This window comes from Neobacillus sp. SRL179, assembly GCF_984799095.1.
This window is the reverse complement of sequence record NZ_OZ481792.1, coordinates 2998550-3020389: the sequence shown is the minus strand read 5'-3', so window position 1 is coordinate 3020389 and position 21840 is coordinate 2998550. Positions and strand designations below refer to the sequence as shown.

19 protein-coding genes, 2 tRNA genes and 2 other annotated features are annotated in these 21840 nt (G+C 36.6%); of the genes, 13 read left to right on the top strand and 8 right to left on the bottom strand.

Annotation, left to right across the window (positions count from 1 at the left end; translation table 11 throughout):
* The first annotated feature begins 4 nt into the window (after positions 1–4).
* Both AC4E8C_RS14795 and AC4E8C_RS14790 read left to right on the top strand, forming a co-directional pair.
* Positions 5–592 (top strand): DMSO/selenate family reductase complex B subunit, encoded by a 588-nt coding sequence (locus AC4E8C_RS14795; RefSeq protein WP_490207423.1) that lies wholly within the window; start codon positions 5–7, stop codon positions 590–592.
* Positions 593–612: 20 nt separating this feature from the next.
* Complete coding sequence (locus tag AC4E8C_RS14790; RefSeq protein ID WP_490207422.1) at positions 613–1518, top strand: 4Fe-4S dicluster domain-containing protein; 906 nt, start codon at positions 613–615, stop codon at positions 1516–1518.
* 107 nt (positions 1519–1625) lie between these two features.
* Here the strand turns inward: AC4E8C_RS14790 and AC4E8C_RS14785 are convergent.
* The 3 genes from AC4E8C_RS14785 to bcbE form a co-directional block, all read right to left on the bottom strand.
* Positions 1626–1717 (bottom strand) — tRNA-Ser (locus AC4E8C_RS14785).
* Between the two features lie 4 nt (positions 1718–1721).
* Positions 1722–1795: transfer RNA gene (locus AC4E8C_RS14780), tRNA-Gly, on the bottom strand.
* A 106-nt stretch (positions 1796–1901) separates the two neighbouring features.
* Positions 1902–3179 carry a bacillibactin exporter BcbE gene (gene bcbE, locus AC4E8C_RS14775; protein ID WP_490207421.1) on the bottom strand — a complete coding sequence of 426 codons (1278 nt, stop codon included), beginning with the start codon at positions 3177–3179 and terminating at the stop codon, positions 1902–1904.
* Positions 3180–3446: 267 nt separating this feature from the next.
* Positions 3447–3694: a binding site (T-box leader), on the top strand.
* 39 nt (positions 3695–3733) lie between these two features.
* Positions 3734–3985: a binding site (T-box leader), on the top strand.
* 63 nt (positions 3986–4048) lie between these two features.
* On the opposite strand from bcbE, the gene trpE reads away from it, so the two are divergent.
* The 8 genes from trpE to mnmH all read left to right on the top strand — a co-directional run bounded on the left by trpE (position 4049) and on the right by mnmH (position 11712).
* The gene (gene trpE, locus AC4E8C_RS14770; RefSeq protein ID WP_490207420.1) at positions 4049–5437 is read left to right on the top strand and encodes an anthranilate synthase component I; all 1389 of its coding nucleotides are present in this window, start codon (positions 4049–4051) and stop codon (positions 5435–5437) included.
* On the top strand, positions 5434–6045 hold the full coding sequence (locus tag AC4E8C_RS14765) for an anthranilate synthase component II (protein WP_490207419.1): 612 nt from the start codon (positions 5434–5436) through the stop codon (positions 6043–6045). The genes trpE and AC4E8C_RS14765 overlap by 4 nt, the downstream gene beginning before the upstream one ends.
* The gene (trpD, locus tag AC4E8C_RS14760; protein WP_490207418.1) at positions 6017–7042 is read left to right on the top strand and encodes an anthranilate phosphoribosyltransferase; all 1026 of its coding nucleotides are present in this window, start codon (positions 6017–6019) and stop codon (positions 7040–7042) included. Before AC4E8C_RS14765 ends, trpD begins: the two co-directional genes overlap by 29 nt.
* On the top strand, positions 7043–7834 hold the full coding sequence (trpC, locus tag AC4E8C_RS14755) for an indole-3-glycerol phosphate synthase TrpC (RefSeq protein ID WP_490207417.1): 792 nt from the start codon (positions 7043–7045) through the stop codon (positions 7832–7834).
* Positions 7831–8478 (top strand): phosphoribosylanthranilate isomerase, encoded by a 648-nt coding sequence (locus AC4E8C_RS14750; protein WP_490207416.1) that lies wholly within the window; start codon positions 7831–7833, stop codon positions 8476–8478. Before trpC ends, AC4E8C_RS14750 begins: the two co-directional genes overlap by 4 nt.
* Positions 8453–9652 (top strand): tryptophan synthase subunit beta, encoded by a 1200-nt coding sequence (gene trpB / locus AC4E8C_RS14745; protein WP_490207415.1) that lies wholly within the window; start codon positions 8453–8455, stop codon positions 9650–9652. Before AC4E8C_RS14750 ends, trpB begins: the two co-directional genes overlap by 26 nt.
* 1 nt (position 9653) lies before the next feature.
* Positions 9654–10439, top strand: coding sequence for a tryptophan synthase subunit alpha (gene trpA / locus AC4E8C_RS14740; RefSeq protein ID WP_490207414.1), 786 nt, complete (start codon positions 9654–9656; stop codon positions 10437–10439).
* Positions 10440–10635: 196 nt separating this feature from the next.
* Positions 10636–11712 carry a tRNA 2-selenouridine(34) synthase MnmH gene (gene mnmH, locus AC4E8C_RS14735; RefSeq protein ID WP_490207413.1) on the top strand — a complete coding sequence of 359 codons (1077 nt, stop codon included), beginning with the start codon at positions 10636–10638 and terminating at the stop codon, positions 11710–11712.
* 100 nt (positions 11713–11812) lie between these two features.
* On the opposite strand, the gene sda is transcribed toward mnmH, so the two are convergent.
* Entirely contained in the window at positions 11813–11956 is a 144-nt protein-coding gene (gene sda, locus AC4E8C_RS14730) for a sporulation histidine kinase inhibitor Sda (RefSeq protein WP_490207412.1), read from the bottom strand.
* Between the two features lie 220 nt (positions 11957–12176).
* Here sda and AC4E8C_RS14725 point away from each other — a divergent pair, with 220 nt between their 5' ends.
* Positions 12177–12380 carry a DUF6501 family protein gene (locus AC4E8C_RS14725; RefSeq protein WP_490207411.1) on the top strand — a complete coding sequence of 68 codons (204 nt, stop codon included), beginning with the start codon at positions 12177–12179 and terminating at the stop codon, positions 12378–12380.
* A gap of 90 nt (positions 12381–12470) precedes the next feature.
* Here the strand turns inward: AC4E8C_RS14725 and yidC are convergent, their stop codons facing one another.
* The 4 genes from yidC to AC4E8C_RS14705 form a co-directional block, all read right to left on the bottom strand.
* Complete coding sequence (gene yidC / locus AC4E8C_RS14720) at positions 12471–13262, bottom strand: membrane protein insertase YidC (protein ID WP_490207410.1); 792 nt, start codon at positions 13260–13262, stop codon at positions 12471–12473.
* Between the two features lie 497 nt (positions 13263–13759).
* Positions 13760–14509, bottom strand: a complete 750-nt coding sequence (gene pflA / locus AC4E8C_RS14715; protein ID WP_490207409.1) for a pyruvate formate-lyase-activating protein — start codon at positions 14507–14509, stop codon at positions 13760–13762.
* Positions 14510–14572: 63 nt separating this feature from the next.
* Positions 14573–16798 (bottom strand): formate C-acetyltransferase, encoded by a 2226-nt coding sequence (gene pflB, locus AC4E8C_RS14710; RefSeq protein ID WP_490207408.1) that lies wholly within the window; start codon positions 16796–16798, stop codon positions 14573–14575.
* A gap of 309 nt (positions 16799–17107) precedes the next feature.
* Positions 17108–17560, bottom strand: coding sequence for a cupredoxin domain-containing protein (locus AC4E8C_RS14705; protein ID WP_490207407.1), 453 nt, complete (start codon positions 17558–17560; stop codon positions 17108–17110).
* A gap of 351 nt (positions 17561–17911) precedes the next feature.
* On the opposite strand from AC4E8C_RS14705, the gene mprF reads away from it, so the two are divergent.
* A complete protein-coding gene (gene mprF / locus AC4E8C_RS14700) occupies positions 17912–20440 on the top strand; it encodes a bifunctional lysylphosphatidylglycerol flippase/synthetase MprF (RefSeq protein ID WP_490207406.1) in 2529 nt (842 codons plus the stop codon).
* A 231-nt stretch (positions 20441–20671) separates the two neighbouring features.
* Positions 20672–21835 carry a D-alanyl-D-alanine carboxypeptidase family protein gene (locus AC4E8C_RS14695; protein ID WP_490207405.1) on the top strand — a complete coding sequence of 388 codons (1164 nt, stop codon included), beginning with the start codon at positions 20672–20674 and terminating at the stop codon, positions 21833–21835.
* Positions 21836–21840 lie beyond the last annotated feature (5 nt).

Here is a 21840-nt window from a genome sequence, read left to right as displayed (position 1 = left end):
ATCGTTGGCACAATTAGGATTTTATATTAATCAAAGTCTCTGTACAGGCTGTAAGGCTTGTACAGTAGCGTGTAAGGATAAAAATAATCTTAATGTTGGTATCAATTTTCGCAGGGTGTACTCCTTTGAGGAAGGAAACTTTATCCAACAGCCGAATGGTGGGATTATTCAAAACATTAAATCATTTTATTTTTCCATTGCTTGTAATCATTGTAACCAACCCGCCTGTATTCCAAGTTGCCCCGTTGGAGCAATAGAGAAAAATAAAAAAAATGGTGTGGTAACAATTGATCAAGAGGTTTGCGTGGGAAGTCAATTGTGTGTCAAGGCATGTCCTTACGGAGCACCACAATATAATGCCAAAGTATTTAAATCAAATAAATGTGATTTCTGTATCGACTTACAAGAAAAAGGGGAAGAACCTGTTTGCGTGTCCACTTGCCCAATGCGGGCAATTGAATTTGGTCCAGTTGAAGAACTTCGTAAGAAATATGGTAGTGTCAGTCAAATTAAAGGCATGCCAAGTAATACGATTACACATCCCAACATTGTGATAACACCGCATAAGGATGCGAAATTATCGAGCAGCTAACCTAATTTGTAGGTGATTATATGTCTATATTGATGAATTGGCTTGAAAGTTTGCATGTGGATGCAAAAATAACGAACACCTGCTCAAGAAAGAAACACTTACGGTCGACTTGTACAGCTTGTTTAGAGGTGTGTAAAGATGAAGCCATTTCCATTACAAATAATTCGATTGAACTTAACTTAGAACGATGCACTTCCTGTGGTGAATGTATGATTGTCTGCCCACTTTCAGCAATTGCTGGGATTGCTGGTACAAGAGAGTTTGATAAAAGCAGCTTAATTTTTAATGATCATTACACACCTTCCGTTAAGGAATTACTGATTTATAAATCAAGAGGGTTAACCTCGATTATAATGGGGTCTGGAGATTTCAATCAAAGTTGGGAAATGGTCCTTAAAGAAACGAATCAAACCTTACAACTACTTGATCAACAGCCCATTGAATTCGTTCGTATAAGGAATCAAGAGGGAATTTCGAGGAGAGTGTTTTTTGCTTCACTGCAAAAAGAGGGAAAGCAGTTAGTGAAAAACATGGCACCAGCAATCTGGAAACAGGTTGAAAATGAATGGAATTTAGCATCCTACTACCCTGATTATCAATTTCATCAAGTTGAAATTAATCATGAAAAATGTACTTTGTGTCAAATGTGTCAAACCTTCTGTTCACAAAACGTCATAACGAAAAAGGAAGGCTTTTTACTAGTGGAAAATGAAAAGTGCGTAAATTGTTCGGATTGTACAGACATTTGTACAGAGCATGCTATCCAAATTAAACATGGAATCCAAAGGAAAAAACATTCCAAGCATCATTATTATACAAAAAAATGCCAGGAGTGCGGACAACTGTTTAACACTTTTCAACCAGAAAAAATAAAGTGCAGTGTATGTAACAATAGGGATCCCAATTGGTTAAGTCCCTATGATTAAAGAAAAGAATCTTTCAGAAGGGATTAAAAATCCACTGAAAGATTCTTTTAATTTAAGAAGAAAAAATAAAAAACACTATTCAGAGTGTTTTGGAAGAAAAATATGTATGGAGGAGAAGATGAGATTCGAACTCACGCAACGGTTACCCGTCCTAACGCATTTCGAGTGCGCCCCCTTATAACCACTTGGGTACTTCTCCATAATGGAGCGGGTGAGGGGAATCGAACCCCCGCCGTCAGCTTGGGAAGCTGAAATTCTACCATTAAACCACACCCGCGTAGCTGAATCAGAACACTATATATTATAGCATAATAATTCCATTGTGGGTATATAAAATTAATAAAATGAATAAAAGTGTTGAGGATTGATCCTCAACACTTTTATTATGCCTCTGCTTTTGGTTTTATTGCAATCATCGCTACTATTGCAGCAATGACACTGAGACCGCTTAGTGAAATAAAAATCCAATGACTGGCATATTTCATTAATACGGCAATAAGGGGTGGACCTAGTGCAACTCCAATAAACCTCATAGAACTGTAAATGGATGATATCGTTCCGCGTTCTTTTTTCTCAATTCCTTCCGTAATTAACGCATCTAAACATGGCAGGCTTAAGCCAATCCCCACACCGGTAATTAGGAACATGGTAAGCATGTACCAAAGTTTAATGGAGAACCATAGTGCCCCAATAGAAATTGCTGTTGCAATAATACTGATTAAGGTAATCCATTTCATTAAAACTTTGTTTTTCTTAATAATTTTTCCGCTAATAAAGGAGGATAAGCAAAGTGCCCCAAGTGGTAATGCTAAAAAGAAGCCCTTTTTGACATCTTTTATCCCATATTCCTTTTCAAAAATTTCTGAGAGGTAAAATAAAATTCCAAATAATACAAGCATGAGAATACCGCCAATAAAAAAGATGGCATAGAGCCAACGTCCCTTTTCAGTAAAAGTCTTTTTAACATTTGTAAAAAATTGTTTGAAGGGTATTGGTTTTTCCTGAGTTTTTGGACACTTGACAAGAAAAATCATTAAAAGAACGGAAAGAGCACAAAAAACTGGAAATGAAAAAAAAGGTAAAAACCAGAAAAAACCAGCTAAAAAAGAGCCTAATATGGGACTTAGAACTTTTCCAAACGTATTAGACGTTTCAATAAGTCCTAAGCAACTACTAACATCATCCTCGCTTTTAAACATGTCCCCCACTAAGGGCAGGACAATCGGCATTGCACCGGCAGCACCAACACCTTGAAGTGCGCGGCCTAGTAATATGAGCCAGTAGGCATCATTTAGCTTCCAAGCAGCCCATCCTGAAATAAATCCGCCAACACCTGCAATGATGAGACTTGGAATAATGACTTTTTTTCTACCGATGTGGTCGGAAATATAGCCTGCCACTGGTATTAAAAAGATGGCAACGATTGAATAAACAGTGATAATCATGCTTGTTTGGAAGGAGGAGATTGATAATTCTTTCTCCATTGATGGTAACACAGGAATCAACATTGAATTTCCTAAAGTCATGACTAAAGGAATCGAAGACAGCGAGATAATTGCCCACTTTTGTTTGGATACCTCACTGGTTTTCTTTTGCCCAGCTGCTGAGTGTTTCTTATTTCCTGCCTTTTGCTTTTGGCCTAATTGTTCAATATGTTCCATGGATCCTCTATCCCGCCTTCATTTATACTCTCGAACGTAGTCTCAAACATGCGTGTCCCTCTTACATTGAGTTCTAATCTTAATATTGGCTATTACCATTAAAAATAACAGTGTTTAAAGTATCCTTTAAATGGAAGTGGATATGTTAATTAAAAAGCGAGAAACCGTAAGTTACACGCCATAAATTTTTATCATTTTGAATTTTTTAATAATAACATCTTGACATAGATGGTGAAGTTAGATAGGATAATAATCAATAAAGAAAATCATAAGGCTTTGACGAAGAGTAGTAACTTTTACGGATTGTTTAGAGAGCTGATGGTTGGTGCAAATCAGTGAAGACGTACAAGTGAATGGACTTCTGAGCTCCAAACCGAACTTCCTTTAGTGATCAGTAGGCTTTGGCGAAAATCTCATCGTTACAAGAGACAGATATTCAAGTAAAACTTCGATATCGGTTGAGTGAGCTAGCTATTAGCTAATGAAGGTGGCACCACGGGTCTTCCGTCCTTTTTGGATGGAGGGCCCTTTTTGTTTTTAAAACTAAATACAATCATAAAACGTTGAGCAAGAGGAGTAAGCCAATTAAATTTCTTTCCAGAGAGTCGGATAAGGTGGAAGCCGATAAGAATGAATGGGTTGAATGGACTTGTGAGTGGTGTCTTGAACTAAAGTAGAGATGCACGGAGTTCCACCGTTAAAAGGATAGGTTATCGAAACTATTATTGTTTCTGTATCCGAAAGAGGAAGCAGCATTACAGCTGCTTCAAACGGAGGTGGCACCACGGTTTAAAATCGTCCTCTATATACGTAAGGTTTATTGCGTATATAGAGGACGATTTTTTTTATTTTTGAAAGGAGTTGTAAAAATGAAAACATCAACCGGATATTTTATAGAAGAACTTAAAGGAGATACATTAACCCCCATTTCGATCCTGCAAAAGATTAGCGGATCCAAGAAATTTTTATTAGAAAGTTCACATAAATACAATGACTCAGGCCGATATTCTTTTATTAGTGCAGACCCGGCTTTTGAACTCATTTCCAGAGGCAATAAAAATGAAATTATTGACCGGGACGGCAAAAAGAGGCTGGTGGAAGGAAACCCATTAGAAATTTTAAAGCAGCTGTTGCCAACAGAAGTAATGGATAAGGAAGCATTTCCTTTTGTAGGAGGAGCAGTTGGTTATGTTGGTTATGACATTATTAGGAAGTTTGAAGAAATTGGTGAGGAATTTCCAAATGAGTTAGATATGCCGGATGTCCATTTAATGTTTTATGAAGAAGTGATTGTATTTGACCACCTGAAAGATAAAGTATTCATTTTCGGGCTCCCACTATCCGCAATGAGCGATCTGGAAGAAATAGCAGATCGAGTCATAAAAAGGAAAGCGGAGCTCAAGCAGCCAGATTATTATCGCGAAGAAGAACCATTTCATTTCACAGGCTTTGAATCAGGAACAACAAAAGAAGCGTTTATTAAAAATATTGAAATTGCAAAAGAACATATTCTTGAGGGTGATATTTTTCAAGTCGTACTGTCAAGAAGAATGAAGTCGGCGTTTCATGGTACACCATTGTCCCTTTATCGGAAGCACAGAAGTAATAATCCGACCCCATATATGTTTTATATCGATTTTGAAGGATATACCGTAATAGGTTCTTCCCCAGAAAGTTTAATAAAAACGAGGGGGAAGACGGTGATTGCTAATCCCATAGCCGGAACAAAGCGAAGAGGAATGACAATGGACGAGGACCAGATGATTGAAAAAGAACTTTTAAATGATGAAAAAGAACTAGCTGAACACCGAATGCTTGTAGACCTTGGAAGGAATGACCTAGGTAAAGTATGTGAGTTTGGATCCGTTCAAGTTGATAAGTATATGACCGTTGAGAAATTCAGTCATGTCATGCATTTAGTCTCTGAAATTAGTGGACAATTAAATCCGGATCAAACAGGATTAGACGCTCTAGCAGCATGCTTACCAGCTGGAACTGTTTCAGGTGCTCCAAAGGTGCGGGCAATGGAAATCATTAATTCTTTGGAGAAGTCAAAACGAGGGCTATACTCAGGAGCGGTTGGTTATGTCTCAGCAAGCGGCAATATGGATTTTGCTCTGGCCATTCGAACTATGATTATTAAAGATAAAACAGCCCATATTCAAGCAGGTGCAGGAATTGTTTTCGATTCAAACCCTGAATCTGAATATGAAGAAACGCTTAACAAGTTAAAATCCTTTTTGGAGGGTGGACAATGATCTTACTAATTGATAATTTTGACTCGTTTACCTTTAATTTGTATCAGTATTTAGGGGAATTAGGCGAGGAGGTTAGGGTCTATCGTAATAATCACCTCAATATGGAGCAAATCAAAGAAATGAACCTGAAAGCTATCATCTTATCTCCCGGACCTGGGAGACCAGAGGATGCAGGTATTTGTATCGAATTAGTCCAAACCTTTTATCGAACCGTCCCAATTTTAGGTATTTGCCTCGGGCACCAGGCTATTGGAGCAGCTTTTGGCAGTGAAATTAAAAGGGCCCATGTAATTAAACATGGTAAGACATCATTGATTAACCACCAAAGCAATGGAATATTTTCTAACTTACAATCACCATTAGAGGTAATGAGATATCATTCATTAGTTGTTGAGAAAAGCACTCTGTCTCCTCAGTTAGAGTGCATTGCCTATTCTACTGATGATCAAGAAATAATGGCCTTCAAACATCAAGGATATCTAGTTTATGGTCTGCAATTTCACCCTGAATCGATTGGAACGCCATTTGGAAAACAAGTATTAAATAACTTTTTAAATGAAATAGAAAGGAAGAGACTAAATGAAAAATTATCTACTCCAGTTAGCTGAAAAACGATCCTTTACTGAAAATCAAATGAAAGACGCATTCGAACTTATACTTGCTGAAGATATATCCGAATCAGAAATAGCTGCTTTTATAATGGGCTTAAAGTCCAAGGGTGAAACCGTCGAAGAAATAGCCGGAATTGTAAGAGCATTGAAGGAAAATACGATGGCTTTCAGACGGAAATTTCCGAATGTTCTGGATAATTGCGGAACTGGAGGTGACGGTTCATCCAGTTTTAATATTAGTTCGACTTCTGCCTTTGTCATTGCAGCTGCAGGTATCCCTGTTGCTAAGCATGGCAATAGAAGCATTTCGAGTAAAACAGGAAGTGCAGATGTGCTTGAGTATTTGGGAGTTAATTTAAATTTATCTGCCGAACGGTTAGAAGAAATTCTTCACGAAATTGGAATAGCCTTTTTATTTGCACCGAACGTGCATCCAAAATTGAAGAAGATCACAGCAGTACGCAAACACTTAAAAATTCCTACTGTTTTTAATTATATTGGTCCTTTAACAAATCCAATCGACTTGGATTTTCAATTACTAGGCGTTAATAGAAGGGATTTATTGAATGTTTTCGCAGAAGTGCTAAAAAGGCTTGGCCGAAAACGTGCCGTGATTATTAATGGTGCGGGGTATATGGATGAAGCGTCCTTACAAGGAGAAAATCATTATACCCTTTTAGAAGAGGGAAAGATTACAAATTATACCTTCCAACCCGAAGAAGTAAACCTCCCGCAATACGATAACAGCAGTATAAAGGGAGGAGATGCAAAAGATAACGGAGAAATACTAATAAAAGTATTAAAAGGGGAAAAAGGTGCGCATCGCGATACCGTGGCTCTCAATGCTGGAATAGGAATCTTTACTGCAGGCAGAGTAAACTCTATGCAACAAGGAGTAGAATTGGCAAAAGAAATAATTGATTCAGGTGCGGCATATGAAAAACTAACGGCACTCATTGAAAAATCTCGTGTCGGACAGAGAGAGGCGATTTAAATGGAAACAATTCTCGATCGAATTATTGAGCAGAAGAAAAAAGAGGTGCAACTTGTTAAACAAGAAAAACAACTTATTAAAGTAAAAAACACTCAAAAGAGATCATTAATAAAAAGACTAAAAGAAGCTAGCGAGCTATTAATTATAGCTGAATTTAAACGTGCTTCTCCGTCAAAGGGTTTAATCAATGATACGCTAACACCAGCACAACAAGCGGTCATTTATGAAGCATCTGGTGCTTCAGCAATTTCTGTTTTAACGGATTCAACCTTCTTTAGGGGATCCTTTTCAGATTTAGAAGCTGTTCGAGAAGCCGTAAATCTACCCATCCTATGTAAGGATTTTATCATTGATGAAGTACAAATTAATTTAGCTGCTTCTCATGGAGCTGATTTAATTTTATTGATTGCCGCAGCATTGGAAGAAAATCGTTTATGTGAACTATTTCAGTATGCCAAAACAAAAGGCTTAGAGGTGTTAGTAGAAGTCCATAATCTATCGGAATTAGAGAAAGCTCTTAAAACCGGTGCAAAGTTGATTGGCGTTAACAATCGTGACTTAAGAACTTTTAATGTTTCACTTGAGGTAACTGAAAAATTAGCATCTACAGTAAAACAAACTGGGGCGTTTCTCATAAGTGAAAGCGGGATTCATAATCAATTGGATGCAAAAAGAGTAAGAAACGCTGGTGCAAATGGAATTTTAGTGGGCGAGGCTTTAATGGTCAGTCAAAATGTAGGCAAATCTTTTTTAGATCTTCGTCTGCCACTTCAAGAGGGTGCAAATAGATGAAAGTGAAAATTTGCGGAATAACAGATGTTACGACCGCTCAAGCAGCAGTCAAGTACGGTGCTGATGCCATTGGTCTTGTGTTTGCACCAAGTAAGCGGAAAATCTCTGTTACAAAGGCATATGAAATCGTTTCATCGTTACCTTTAGATGTCCTGAAAATTGGTGTCTTTGTGAATGAATCAAGAGATGAGATAGAGAGAATAGCTTCAAAAGTTGGTTTAACTCATATTCAATTACATGGTGAGGAATCAGCTGCATTTGTGGCATCCCTTTCGTTACCATCCATAAAAGCAATTAGTGTCCAAGGTCAAGAAGATTTATTAGCAGTAAATCAATTTCCTAGTGACTATATTTTGCTGGATGGGCCAAAAGGAAAATTTCACGGAGGAAATGGTACACCCTTTACTTGGAGTATGGTGGATACATCTTGCGTGAACGAGAAGAAGTTAATCCTTGCAGGTGGATTGCATGTGGAAAATGTGGAAGAGGCTATTGCCATTATGAAGCCAGATATGGTGGATGTCAGTTCTGGAGTTGAAACAAACGGCATTAAAGATGTTGAAAAAATCAAAGCATTTATTAAAAAGGTGAAAACTTTACCTGTTGGAGGGGAACAAAATGAACAGCTATACATTACCGAATGAAACAGGACATTTTGGCATTTTTGGAGGGAGATTTGTACCGGAAACGCTAATGAAGGCAGTTATTGAATTGAATGATGCATATGAAGAAGCAAAGGTCGATCCTGTTTTTCAAGCAGAGATTGCAAGATTATTAGAGGAATATGTTGGTAGAGAGACGCCATTATATTTTGCTGAAAACCTGACAAAACATGCTGGGGGAGCAAACATTTATCTTAAAAGAGAAGATCTAAATCATACAGGTGCTCATAAGATTAACAACGCTATTGGTCAGGCTTTGCTTGCAGTTAGAATGGGAAAGAGAAGGATTGTGGCTGAAACAGGAGCAGGACAGCATGGTGTCGCGACAGCAACAGTATGTGCGCTTTTAAATCTAGACTGCATTATCTTTATGGGGGAAGAAGACATTAAACGGCAAGCATTAAATGTTTTTCGTATGGAATTACTAGGTGCTAAGGTTGTCAGTGTGACTTCCGGAAGTGCAACGTTAAAGGATGCTGTAAATGAAGCATTAAGATACTGGGTAGCCAATGTTGATGATACTCATTATCTATTAGGATCTGTAATGGGACCACATCCCTTCCCGGTAATGGTCAGAGATTTCCAAAGTGTGATTGGAAAAGAAACGAAGGAACAATTTTTCGCAAAAAACAGCAGGCTTCCTGATGCTGTTGTTGCCTGTATCGGCGGTGGTAGTAATTCTATGGGAATGTTCTATCCCTTTATTGAAAATGAGGAAGTTCGTTTATATGGGGTGGAGGCTGCTGGTGCCGGTGTGGAAACAGACTTTCATGCAGCATCACTTACAAAAGGGAGACCAGGAGTATTACATGGTGCTCTCATGTATGTGTTACAAACAGAAGATGGGCAAATCCAAGAAGCTCATTCCATTTCTGCAGGGCTTGATTATCCTGGTGTAGGACCAGAACATAGTTATTTGAAGGATAATGGCCGTGTGAATTATTTCTCAATTACCGATCAAGAGGCCCTAGATGCATTTTTGCTACTATCCAAACTTGAAGGGATTATCCCAGCACTTGAAAGTGCCCATGCAGTCGCATATGCTATTAAACTGGCAAGTAAAATGGACGATACAAAAAATATTGTTGTATGTTTATCTGGCCGCGGTGATAAGGATGTAGATACGGTAAAAGCAAGACTGGAGGGGAGGAATTAACATGAATCGCTTAGAGAGAACCTTTACTTTATTGCAAGAAAATAACAAGAAAGCCTTTGTTCCATACATAATGGCAGGGGATGGGGGATTGGATTGTCTGATTGATCGACTCTTATTACTTCAACAATATGGTGCAACGGCGATTGAGGTGGGGGTTCCTTTTTCAGATCCTGTAGCGGATGGCCCAACAATTCAACGGGCTGGAATTAGGGCTCTAAAAAATGGTACCACTCTACAGGGGATTATCGCGGAAATAAAAAAGGCACGCCAGGTAGTAACGATTCCGATTATCCTAATGACCTATCTAAATCCAATTTATTCTTATGAGATTAATAGATTTGTCGATGATATCCAAAAAGCTGGAGTGGATGGCTGTATCATTCCTGACCTGCCAATTGAAGAAGAAAGTATTATTGCGTCTCAACTCGAGGAGGCAAATGTAGAATTAATCCGTCTCGTTACACTAACAACACCACTTGAACGAGTCAAAACAATTTCAAACAAAGGTAAAGGATTTTTATATACTGTTACCGTTAAAGGGATTACTGGGGTAAGAAATGAATATGATAACGATCTAAGTCAATTTTTACAAGCGGTTAAGGAGGTTAGTTCCATCCCTGTCATGGCTGGTTTTGGTATTTCTACTAAAGACCAGATTACGGAAATAACAAAGTATTGTGATGGTGTTATTGTAGGCAGTAGAATTGTTGATTTATTTGAACAAGAGCAATTAAGTGATATGGAAGAATTAATGTCCATTTTTAAACAAGAATCAAAAATGATTTAATCCTAAAGGTTTACATTACGTATGTGGTGTAGACCTTTACTTCTCAAAAACCCTCATGTCTTGATACCTACGGAAATCTTCTTTATAATAGATATACACACAAATTTCGAGTGAAACTTCCAGTAATGGAAGTTTTGTTGTTTTTTATAGATATTTTTAGTGCGGAATAATTATTTATTTTAGGAGCGTTATTTAAATGAAGGAAATAACTGTTGAAGAACTTTTTAACTTAGAAAAATCAGTCATTATAGATATCCGGTCTCCGATTGAGTTCAATGATGGCTCAATACCGGGAGCGATTAATGTTCCTCTATTTTCTAATGAGGTACGTGAAGTAGTGGGGACTATTTATAAACAAGAAGGACCGGCAGCTGCCAAGTGGAAATCGATGGAATTAATTTCTCCAAAAATTCCTGAGCTTTTGCATACTATAAAATCCTATCAATCAGAGGGTGAGTTAGTCATCCATTGCTGGCGTGGTGGGAGCCGCAGCAAGGCAGTTGTAACCTTTTTGGAGTTTGCAGGTATTTATGCATGGCGTTTACTTGGAGGTTATAAAGCCTACCGTCATTATATCTTGGAGGAAACCTCTTCCTATATTCCTAATAAGGCAGTTGTTCTTCACGGCATGACAGGTGTGGGTAAAACTGTGGTGTTGAAAATTCTAGAGAAAAATGGTTATCCTATTTTGGATCTTGAAGAAATGGCAGGACATCGTGGATCCATTTTTGGAACGATTGGTCTTGGGGATGGACATAACCAAAAAACCTTTGATTCGCTTTTATTCAAAGGACTGCAGAACATTAAAGGCTCCGATTATTTTCTCGTCGAAGCAGAGAGCAAACGAATTGGTAAAGCAGTTCAGCCAGAAAAATTAATGGATGTAAAGTTTAAAGGATTGAATATTTATATTCATACACCAATCGAACAAAGGGTAGATCTTCTTGTTTCCGAATATGTCCTGCCATACCAGCAGGAGCCGTGGTATCACGAAAAGATTTCATTAGGTATTGACAGGGTAATAAAACGTGTAAAAGACGTGGAAATGAGAAAGACGCTTCTTCAATTACTGAATGAAAAGAATTATCGAGAAATGATTCAAATTTTGCTAGTGCACTATTATGACCCTCGGTATGATTATGCAAGGCATGATTATGTAGGAGAATTTATTGACATTTATGCTGATAACCCACAAGATGCAGCGGTGAAAATTACAGCTAAGCTCAATGACTTATCCTTTTCACCAATATTAGCAGCTCAAAACAACAGATAGTCTCCGCAAGCATCTATTATATGAGTGCACATTTTAGGGTATACGTTTTATCAGTAAACAACCGCTGATCCTAAATCAACGGTTGTTTGTTCCTAATTTTCTAGTTTCGTTTCTTAAATGGCTTTAATCCACGGCGTTGAATTTCATCTTTTAATATTTTAATCCATTCTTTTTCTTTTTCCTCTCCGGACTTTAATGCATCCCGATATGAAACAACCAATTGTTCGTTACTCATAATTTTCAATTTGAGAATGACCTCCTTGGAAAATGGATTTAATATTCAGTTTTTATTATTGTAATGGTGGAGTAATGTTTTGAGAACAAATATTTACCAAAAGTTAAAAAAGTTCACAAAAAACATAAATTGCATATAATATAAAATTGATAACTGAGAAGTTGCACATCACTAGCCGTATTGATTATACTAGTACATGGGACAATGATCGAAAGGAACGGTGGCAGCATTGATTCATTTAACATGGAGAGATCGTGAAACAGTAAAAAAAGTGAAATGTGTTCATACGGATGCAAAAAAATTTCTTGTCAATAATGCTTTGACAGTGGGAAATATCTATGATGTGAAAAATGAAACAGAAGAGTTTTATTACATTATTGATAATACCGGTAAAGTGGGCGGATTTTACAAGGAATATTTTCAAGATGCATAGAACCAATTGACTGTGAGGCCAAGCCTCCAGTCTCTTTTTATGGGGAAACGGTAAAAAAGAAGCATTGCGAAAATGCTTCTTTTTTTTACTTTATTTTTGTTTAACGGGAGTACCTGCAGGCTTTGCTGCTTGATACAATTTCCGGCTTATCAGTGTTTGAATAGTTAAAAATAATCCACCAACAACCCAATATAAGGGAAGTGCAGCTGGGGCGCTAAAGGAAAACATGACAATCATTAGCGGTGACATTAATCCCATCATTTTCATTTGTTTTTGTTGCTCGGTTGGCATGCTCGTTTGAGATACTTTAAATTGGAAGTAGTAAACCAGTCCTGCAATAATGGTGATAATGATATCAGGATGTCCTAAGTTAAACCATAAAAATTTATGTGCCGCAATTTCCTTCGAACCACGAATGGCATAATAAAAGGCAGTTAAAATCGGCATCTGGATAAGAATTGGCAAACAGCCCATATTCAATGGATTAACACCATGTTTTTGATAAAGACCCATCATTTCTGCTTGCAGTTCCTGCTTCTTCTTAGGGTCCTTTTCAGCCTTTATTTTTTTTTGAATAACATCCATTTCAGGCTTTAAACCATCCATTTTTTCTTTCATAGCCATTTGATTTTTATATTGCCTTAACATTAAAGGCATCAAAATAAGCCTGATAATCAAAGTGACGATAATAATTGCTAAACCATAGTTTCCATTAAATAGTTCAGCGGTTGCATGGATAAGGGTTGAAAAAGGATGAACAAAATAAGTTTGAAAAAACCCAGTATTATTCCCATTTTGTGTTTGCGATGAACATGCTGATAATAATAATGTTGGTAAAATTAAAAATGCTGCTAGTAATAGTGAAGATCGTTTGGTTTTCATATTTCCTCCTAAAATGTCTTTTAATGTGAGTAGGTAAAAAGGAAGGAAATTGGTTCCTCGGAGTCTTCCTGTGAACATCTTTTTCTACGAATATATTTAACAATTCTTTTTAGAATAAAACTTCCGTTTAAACTGCTTCTTTTTCGGTAAAAAGCTAACGGCTGAATAATTTTTGTATTTGCAGAATCAGAATTAGAGCCAATAAAAGAATATTCTACACCCCATGCCCATAAATACTTTATTGTGATTCCTAAGCAAATACTAACATAAAGGGCATTTAAAGCGTCTATATCTGAAATGTAAATTAGCAATTGAAACAAAAATTATCACCTCACTTAAATATCAATGATATGAGTATAAAGGAGAATTCAAAAAGAATCAATTTTATCTCAATAAAAATGCTATTGTTTGAATATATGTTAAAAATTCAGATACAAATATTTCTATTTCGAGCTTATGAAACGTGCAGTTAGAAAAAACACTGATTCTAACATGAATCAGTGTTTAAAAGGTGCTTTCCGGTGTGCTGTTAACATTTGATAGGCAAATGCTACGCTTGTTTCGGTAGGCGGTTCGACATGATTTAATTGATATTCATGTCCAAGTGCTTCCCACTTATAAACGCCAAGTTTATGATAAGGGAGGATTTCAATTTTGTCGACATTTTCTAGTGTTCCAATGAACTCGCCAAGCTTTTGCAGGTCTTCGGGATCGTCTGTCACAGTTGGGACAAGGACATGGCGTACCCAAATGGGTACCTTTCGATCAGATAAAAATCGAGCAAACTCTAAAATATGATCATTCGCCATCCCTGTTAATTGAATATGTTTTTTGCGATTGATATGTTTTAAATCAAGCAGCACCAGATCAGTATACTGTAATAATTCCTCAAGTTGTTCAATGAAAAGCTTAGAATGAGAGAAACAACCTCCTGATGAATCAATGGTAGTATGAATTCCCCGTTTTTTACACTCTTTAAATACCTCAAGCAGAAAGGGGACTTGTAACAGTGGTTCTCCCCCAGAGACGGTAATTCCTCCTCCAGACGCTTCAATAAAAGGAAGATAAGATACTAAATCATCTATGATTTCGGAAACAGTCATTTCTTTACCGGTACCGATTTCCCAAGTATCTGCGTTATGGCAAAACTGACAGCGCAGGAGGCAGCCTTGGGTAAAAATGACATAACGGATTCCCGGTCCGTCAACAGTACCCAGTGTTTCGATTGAATGAATATTTCCGTTCATAATGATATACCCCTTTCGTTTTAAGCAGGAGCCCTAGTTAGAAATAGGGCTCCCAAACCATTTTTAAAGTGATTCATGGAATGTGCGGTTAATTACATCCAGTTGTTGCTCTTTCGTTAATTTAATGAAGTTTACAGCATATCCAGATACGCGAATAGTTAATTGTGGATATAATTCTGGGTGTTCCATTGCGTCTAATAATGTTTCTCTATTAAATACGTTAACATTTAGATGATGACCTTCTTTGACAGCATAACCGTCTAAGATGGATACTAAGTTACGAATTTGGCTGTCTTCTTCTTTACCTAGTGCTTTTGGAACAATTGAGAAAGTATTCGAAATACCGTCCATTGCAGATGCATATGGAAGCTTCGCAACGGATGAAAGTGATGCTAATGTACCTTTTGTATCACGGCCATGCATTGGGTTTGCACCTGGTGCAAATGGTTCCCCAGCACGACGGCCATCAGGTGTATTTCCTGTCTTCTTACCGTAAACAACATTGGATGTGATTGTAAGTACAGACAATGTGTGTACAGAATCACGATAAGTAACATGTTTACGAAGTTTTTTCATAAAGGTTTCTACCAGTTCAACTGCGATACTATCGACACGATCATCATTGTTGCCGTATTTAGGGAAGTCACCTGTTGTTTCAAAATCTATTGCAAGACCATTTTCATCGCGTATTACTTTTACTTCACCATATTTTATGGCACTTAATGAGTCAGCGGCAACACTCAATCCTGCAATTCCTGTTGCCATAGTTCTTAAGATTTTTGTATCATGTAGTGCCATTTCAATCCGTTCGTAGCTATATTTATCATGCATGTAATGAATAATATTTAAAGTATTAATGTAAAGACCAGCAAGCCAATCCATCATTAAATCATATTTTTCCATTACCTCATCATAATTTAACACATCTGATGTAATGGGACGATATTGTGGTCCGACTTGAATTTTTAATCTCTCATCGACACCGCCATTAATTGCATAAAGTAAGGCTTTAGCAAGGTTAGCACGTGCACCGAAGAATTGCATTTGTTTGCCGATTTCCATTGCAGATACACAGCAGGCGATACCATAATCATCACCGTATTCAGGGCGCATAATATCATCGTTTTCATATTGAATAGCACTCGTTTTGATTGATACCTTTGCACAAAATTGTCTGAAGTTTTCAGGCAACCGAGGAGACCATAATACTGTTAAGTTTGGTTCCGGCGCAGGGCCTAGATTATCCAACGTATGAAGGAAACGGAATGAGTTTTTTGTAACATATGAACGGCCATCGCTGCCCATACCGCCAATAGACTCCGTTACCCAAGTTGGGTCACCACTAAATAAGTCGTTATAATCAGGTGTCCGGGCAAATTTAACAAGACGAAGTTTCATAATAAAATGATCGACAATTTCTTGTACTTCCACTTCTGTTAAAATACCATTCTGTAAGTCTCTTTCAATATAAATATCTAAGAATGTGGAAACACGTCCAAGGCTCATCGCTGCACCGTTTTGTTCTTTAACAGCTGCTAAATAACCGAAGTATACCCATTGGAAAGCTTCTTGAGCATTTTTAGCAGGTTTAGAAAGATCAAACCCATAACTTTTTCCAAGTTCTTTTAATTCTTTTAATGCGCGATATTGCTCAGAAAGTTCTTCGCGTAAACGAATCGTATCTTCTGTCATCACACTGCTTGTATTAGCAAAGTCTTTTTGTTTTTCCTTCATTAAGAAATCTACACCATACAAGGCAACACGGCGATAGTCGCCAATTATTCTGCCACGTCCATAAGCATCAGGTAGTCCAGTGATAATTGCTGCCTTACGAGCTAATTTCATTTCATCTGTATAGGCATCGAAAACACCTTGGTTATGTGTTTTACGGTAATCAGTAAAGATTCTTTCCACTTCAGGACTTAATTCGTAACCATATGATTCACAAGCTTGTTGCGCCATACGAATACCGCCGAAAGGTTGAAGAGAACGATTAAATGGCTTGTCAGTTTGAACACCGACCACCTTTTCAAGATCCTCATTTAAGTATCCAGGACCATGGGATGTAATGGTTGAAATGGTTTCAGTATCCATATCAAGGACGCCGCCTTTTTCACGTTCTTGCGCTGTTAATTCCATTACTTGATCCCATAGTTTTTTTGTTGCGTCAGTTGCACCAGTTAGGAAGGAATCATTTCCTTCATATTCAGCGTAGTTTTTCACAATGAAATTGCGAACATTAACTTCTTGTGTCCATTTACCTTTGTTAAATCCTTGCCATTGTTCCATTATTTTCACCTCTAAATTTTTTAGGAAAGTATATAACAGATTAGTTATTTGATTCATGAGTAAAGTATAACAGGTAAAATAAAATAAAAACGCAGTAATTGTTAACATATTGTGAAGACTTATTAAATGTGGATTTTAGGGGGGCGTTTTTGAATAATTTATGAACGCAGCATAAAACTGTAATATAAAAAAATACGAATAAAGGAAAACTGTTATATAAGAAGAATCCAACAATACCAACGTATCAAAAGTGGAAACTTATGAAACAGGCAAAGGAAACAATTAAAAAAGCAGGAAACAATTCCTGCTTTAATTGACTACTATATAGGCAATCATTGGACCATTATGAGTACGGTCAGAATGGGTCTCACAAATTAATTGATAGGTTCCTTCTTTGTTAAATTGAAGTGGAACAACGGTTTCTTCACCTTTGGTTACGGTTCCTTTTATATCAGTTCCCTCTATATAAAATGGATGCTTTTCGCCGTTTATACCGCTAATATACAATTTTACTTTTTCTCCCTTTTTGACAATGACGGTACCAGGATCCCAACGGTATGATTCGATGTTTTTCCCATTTTTCGTGGTGGTTTTGAATTCTGCTGTCACCATATGGATTTCTCTAACCTCTGTAGCTGACTGCTGATTAAAAACAGTTACGTCGCCTGCCCTTAACATGAACCAAGCTGAAATGCTTGCCAATACAACTCCGACCGCTAAAAAGAAGATCAAGGTTTCTTTTTTTAAGACTAATAATTTCATGGATAAACCTCCTTAATAATCTAACCTTAGGAAGTCTTCCTTCCTTAGGTTGATGTAAGTAACTAGCCTTTGTCAGCACGGATTATGTGTAACCAATCGTCTAGTTAATTAACTTTGTCCTATCCTATATTTATGCTCGGAGGGTATGAAAACTTGTCTCCTTTTTAAAAATAATTTTTTGCCAGCAAAAGCAAGAAAGAATGGAGGTTTTCTCATACTTGATGGTTGAACATATAGAGTTCTGTCAACAATACTATTAGGCTAGACGGAATAATTGGAATATATTTCTTTGTTTTTCGCTGTGAACAGTTTATAGTAAAAACAGGATGAAAAAATTAGGTGGTTATCTTGTTGGGGATTCGAAAAGAAAAAGTATTAAAAGTTGCAAAAGTTATCTTTCCTTTGTTTTTGCTGTTTTTTGTCATTTTAGAAATAAAAAAGTTTACGGGTAAGATAAATGTTCAATTGCTAGTAAATGAAATAAACCAATTGAATATATGGCTCTTATTATTGATTTTTGTGGTTACCTTTTTAGCCGTATTACCAATGATTTTATATGACGTGATTTTAGTTCGAATATTAAAGTTAAAAGTTTCTAAAAGAGATCTTGCAGAACAATCCTTCATAGCTAACTCATTTTCAAATTTAATTGGCTTTGGCGGATTAATAGGGGCAATGCTTAGAACCTATTTTTTTCATAAGTTTGAACAAGATAAACGGAAACTTCTTGGGGTTATTGCCTCTGTTTCTCTTTTTTATTTAACTGGTATTTCTTTGCTATCATGGTTTGTAACCATCTGCTTTCGACACTTTCCACTTTTTGGTGATACTAAATGGCTATATTTTGCTGTTTTAGGGGTTGGGTTGTATTTACCTGCTTTTTTAATAATCCATATCATTAAATCAAAAAAAGATGATAAGTCACTGATTACCACTAATATCAGTTTTAAGCTAGTGATTGTATCTGTAGTTGAATGGCTGGCCGTGTTTGTCGCTATTTATGTTTTATGTAAAATCTTAGGGATTTCTATTTCTCTTGCAAATCTATTTCCAGTGTATATAGTCGCAGCGTGCGCAGGAATTATTAGTTTGATTCCAGGTGGTCTTGGTTCATTTGATTTAGTTTTTATTTGGGGGATGCAAGAATTACATATACCTGAAGAAAAAGTCCTTGTCCTATTATTGTTTTACCGGATTGGCTACTATTTCATACCGTTTTTGTTGAGTTTAGTTTTCTTTGTCAGACTTTATTGGGAAAGATGGAACAAATCTTGGAATTACCTGCCAAAGGCAATTATTCAAGGACTAAGCCATGTTATATTAACCATGCTTGTTTTTTTATCAGGATTAATCCTGCTGCTGTCCGCAAGTGTTCCGGGAATCATGTCAAGGTTGAAGATTGCCCAGGAACTATTATCTCTTCCTATTATTAATGTTTCACATCAACTTTCGGTAGCAGCTGGTTTTTTATTGCTTGGTTTATCGCGAGGGATTGAATATAGTGTAAAAAGAACTTATGAATTAACGATGTTCGCACTAATCCTAGCATCCGTTTTTTCCATATTCAAAGGGATCGATTATGAAGAGGCGATTTTTTTAATTATTGTCGCCTTATTATTAAGAATATCAAAAGGCCAATTTTATCGAGAAAGTTATGTTCTGACATGGGGAAAAACCATTTTCGATGTGACTTTAATTATATTAATTACATCCATGTATATTTTGATTGGTTATATAAATTTACCCACTTCTAAACTAAGTATTCCAGAAAGACTTCTGCCATATGTCATTATCGACTATCGTGATTTATTTTCAAGTGCAGGGATTGGTTTGGTCATTGCTTTAACCATTCTCTTTGTAGGATACGTCATTAGTTTACCGAAAAAATGGAAATTAGAGAAATCGATTGATTATGAACAGGAGATCATTAGGCATCTAACTGACTATCAAGGTAAGGTGTTATCGCATTTAATATTTTTGCATGATAAATATATTTTTTGGAATAGAAAAAAAACTGTTTTAATTTCATTTCAAAAATATGCTGATAAATTAGTCATCTTAGGTGACCCTGTAGGGGAAAAACAGGATTTATCGAATGCAATAGAGGAGTTTCAGGAAATTGCAGATTTATATGGATATACTCCTGTTTTTTACCAAGTAAGTGATGAAATGCTTTCTTATTTACATGGACATGGCTTTGCCTTCTTTAAGCTGGGGGAGGAAGCTTTTGTGGATCTAAGTAACTTTTCATTAGATGGTAACAAAATGAAGGAATTAAAGGGATTAAAAGATAAATTTGAACTTGAAAAATTTAGCTTCGAATTAGTTAAGCCCCCATTTTCAGAAGCTTTCTTGGCAGAATTAAGAGAGATTTCAGATGAGTGGCTCCAAGGAAGAAAAGAAAAAGGTTTTTCACTGGGGTTCTTTGATGAAAAATATTTAAATAAGGCACCAATTGCCATTGTAAGAGATGCAAATAATAAAATCCAAGGCTTCGTCAGTATCATGTATGTATATGATCATCATCAAACGATTTCAGTAGATCTAATGAGAGTATCATCAACGTCAACTACAGGTACTATTGATTTTCTATTTTTGTCCTTATTTGAATGGGCAAGGGGACAAGGTTATCATCGCTTTAATATGGGCATGGCACCTCTCGCCAATGTGGGTCTATCAAGGTTTTCCTTTTTAGGGGAGAAAATTGCAGCGCAAATTTTTCTGCATGGACACTTTTTTTATCACTTTCAAGGCTTAAGAAAGTTTAAAGAAAAGTACACAAATATTTGGGAACCTAAATATTTGGCCTATCGAAGGAAATCTTCATTGGCTATCATCATGGCACAGATTACATTGCTCATTTCAAAAAAAAGAACTTAATTTTATAAAGTCCAAAAGAGTCTTACCTTCTCACAAACTCCAATCTCCGCTGATTTTATCAAAAACCAGCCATTTATTGTGTGTGAGGGTAGGACTCTTTGCTATTGAACAACTGATTCGAGTTTAATGGAAAATATTAATTCATGACGTCTTTAAGAAAACTATTTATTTTTTAAATAAATCTGATAAAATTCGAATAGGGATTAAATGTAAGGGTAAGGGTGTTTTCTATTGAAAAAGTTTATGTTTATCATTATGATCGTGCTTCTCCTATTTTCCAGCCACATCACTGCCTTTGCTGCAGAAACAGGAGAACTGCAATTGAAAAGTGAGAGTGCCGTCCTGTTAGATTCTGACACAGGTGCCATTCTTTATGCAAAAGACGGTAATAAAAAAGAATACCCCGCAAGTCTAACCAAAATTGCAACAGCAATATATGCGATTGATAAGGGCGATTTAGATAGTCTTGCAACCGTAAGTGAGAATGCGGTTCGTCAAGATGGAACCCGTGTTTATTTAACAGCAGGCGAGCAATTACCATTAAAACAGTTGGTACAAGGAATGCTTATTAATTCGGGTAATGATGCAGCAGTTGCCATTGCCGAGCATCTCGATGGCACTGTGGAGAACTTTGCTGAAAATTTAAATGTGTATTTAAAAACAAAAATTGGTGTTTATAATACCCACTTTACCAATCCGAATGGTTTATTCGATGAAAATCATTATACAACAGCTATGGATTTAGCGTTAATAACCAATTATGCTATTAAGAATCCAGTCTTTGCTGAAATCTTCGGAACAAAGGTATTGGATTGGAAGGGTCAGTCATGGGAGTCAAAACTTGTAACACATCATCGCATGTTAAAAGGTGAACTGCCATATCCAGGAGTTACAGGTGGAAAAACAGGCTATACAAGTCAAACTAAACAAACCTTGGCAACAACAGGAGACAATGGAAAAATCAGGTTGACTGCTGTAGTGTTAAAGTCTGACCTAAAAAATGATAAATATAATGATACTGCTGTTTTATTTGATTATGGTTTTAAGACCTATCAGCATGCAACTATTAAACAGGGGGAAATATTTACACAAGACCATAAAGAATTTTATCCGGAATCTGACACCCAGATTACTGAATGTATTACGGGATGTGTAAAAAAGCTCAATAATAATGGAATTCTATCGATAGAAGATCAAAGCGGTCAAGTTTTACAAACTGTCCAGCTAAAATATAAGGAACCGCCTCAACCGAAGGTTGATAAGAAAAAGAAAACACAAAAAACAAATGAAGATGACGACATGCTAATTCAAATTAATGTTGTTATTGGACTGCTAATCATGGCCCTTCTAGGTGCAATTATTGCAGTTCGCAGCAACTCGAGTAGGAATGCCTAAAATAT

What these genes read in the sequence shown, in the direction of transcription:
- trpD (WP_490207418.1), top strand. Translation starts at nt 6,017, where the DNA reads ATGAAAAATTATCTACTCCAGTTAGCTGAAAAACGATCCTTTACTGAA.
- trpC (WP_490207417.1), top strand. Translation starts at nt 7,043, where the DNA reads ATGGAAACAATTCTCGATCGAATTATTGAGCAGAAGAAAAAAGAGGTG.
- trpE (WP_490207420.1), top strand. Translation starts at nt 4,049, where the DNA reads ATGAAAACATCAACCGGATATTTTATAGAAGAACTTAAAGGAGATACA.
- bcbE (WP_490207421.1), bottom strand. Translation starts at nt 3,179, where the DNA reads ATGGAACATATTGAACAATTAGGCCAAAAGCAAAAGGCAGGAAATAAG.
- AC4E8C_RS14750 (WP_490207416.1), top strand. Translation starts at nt 7,831, where the DNA reads ATGAAAGTGAAAATTTGCGGAATAACAGATGTTACGACCGCTCAAGCA.
- trpA (WP_490207414.1), top strand. Translation starts at nt 9,654, where the DNA reads ATGAATCGCTTAGAGAGAACCTTTACTTTATTGCAAGAAAATAACAAG.
- AC4E8C_RS14790 (WP_490207422.1), top strand. Translation starts at nt 613, where the DNA reads ATGTCTATATTGATGAATTGGCTTGAAAGTTTGCATGTGGATGCAAAA.
- pflB (WP_490207408.1), bottom strand. Translation starts at nt 16,798, where the DNA reads ATGGAACAATGGCAAGGATTTAACAAAGGTAAATGGACACAAGAAGTT.
- mnmH (WP_490207413.1), top strand. Translation starts at nt 10,636, where the DNA reads ATGAAGGAAATAACTGTTGAAGAACTTTTTAACTTAGAAAAATCAGTC.
- trpB (WP_490207415.1), top strand. Translation starts at nt 8,453, where the DNA reads ATGAACAGCTATACATTACCGAATGAAACAGGACATTTTGGCATTTTT.
- AC4E8C_RS14705 (WP_490207407.1), bottom strand. Translation starts at nt 17,560, where the DNA reads ATGAAATTATTAGTCTTAAAAAAAGAAACCTTGATCTTCTTTTTAGCG.
- pflA (WP_490207409.1), bottom strand. Translation starts at nt 14,509, where the DNA reads ATGAACGGAAATATTCATTCAATCGAAACACTGGGTACTGTTGACGGA.
- yidC (WP_490207410.1), bottom strand. Translation starts at nt 13,262, where the DNA reads ATGAAAACCAAACGATCTTCACTATTACTAGCAGCATTTTTAATTTTA.
- AC4E8C_RS14765 (WP_490207419.1), top strand. Translation starts at nt 5,434, where the DNA reads ATGATCTTACTAATTGATAATTTTGACTCGTTTACCTTTAATTTGTAT.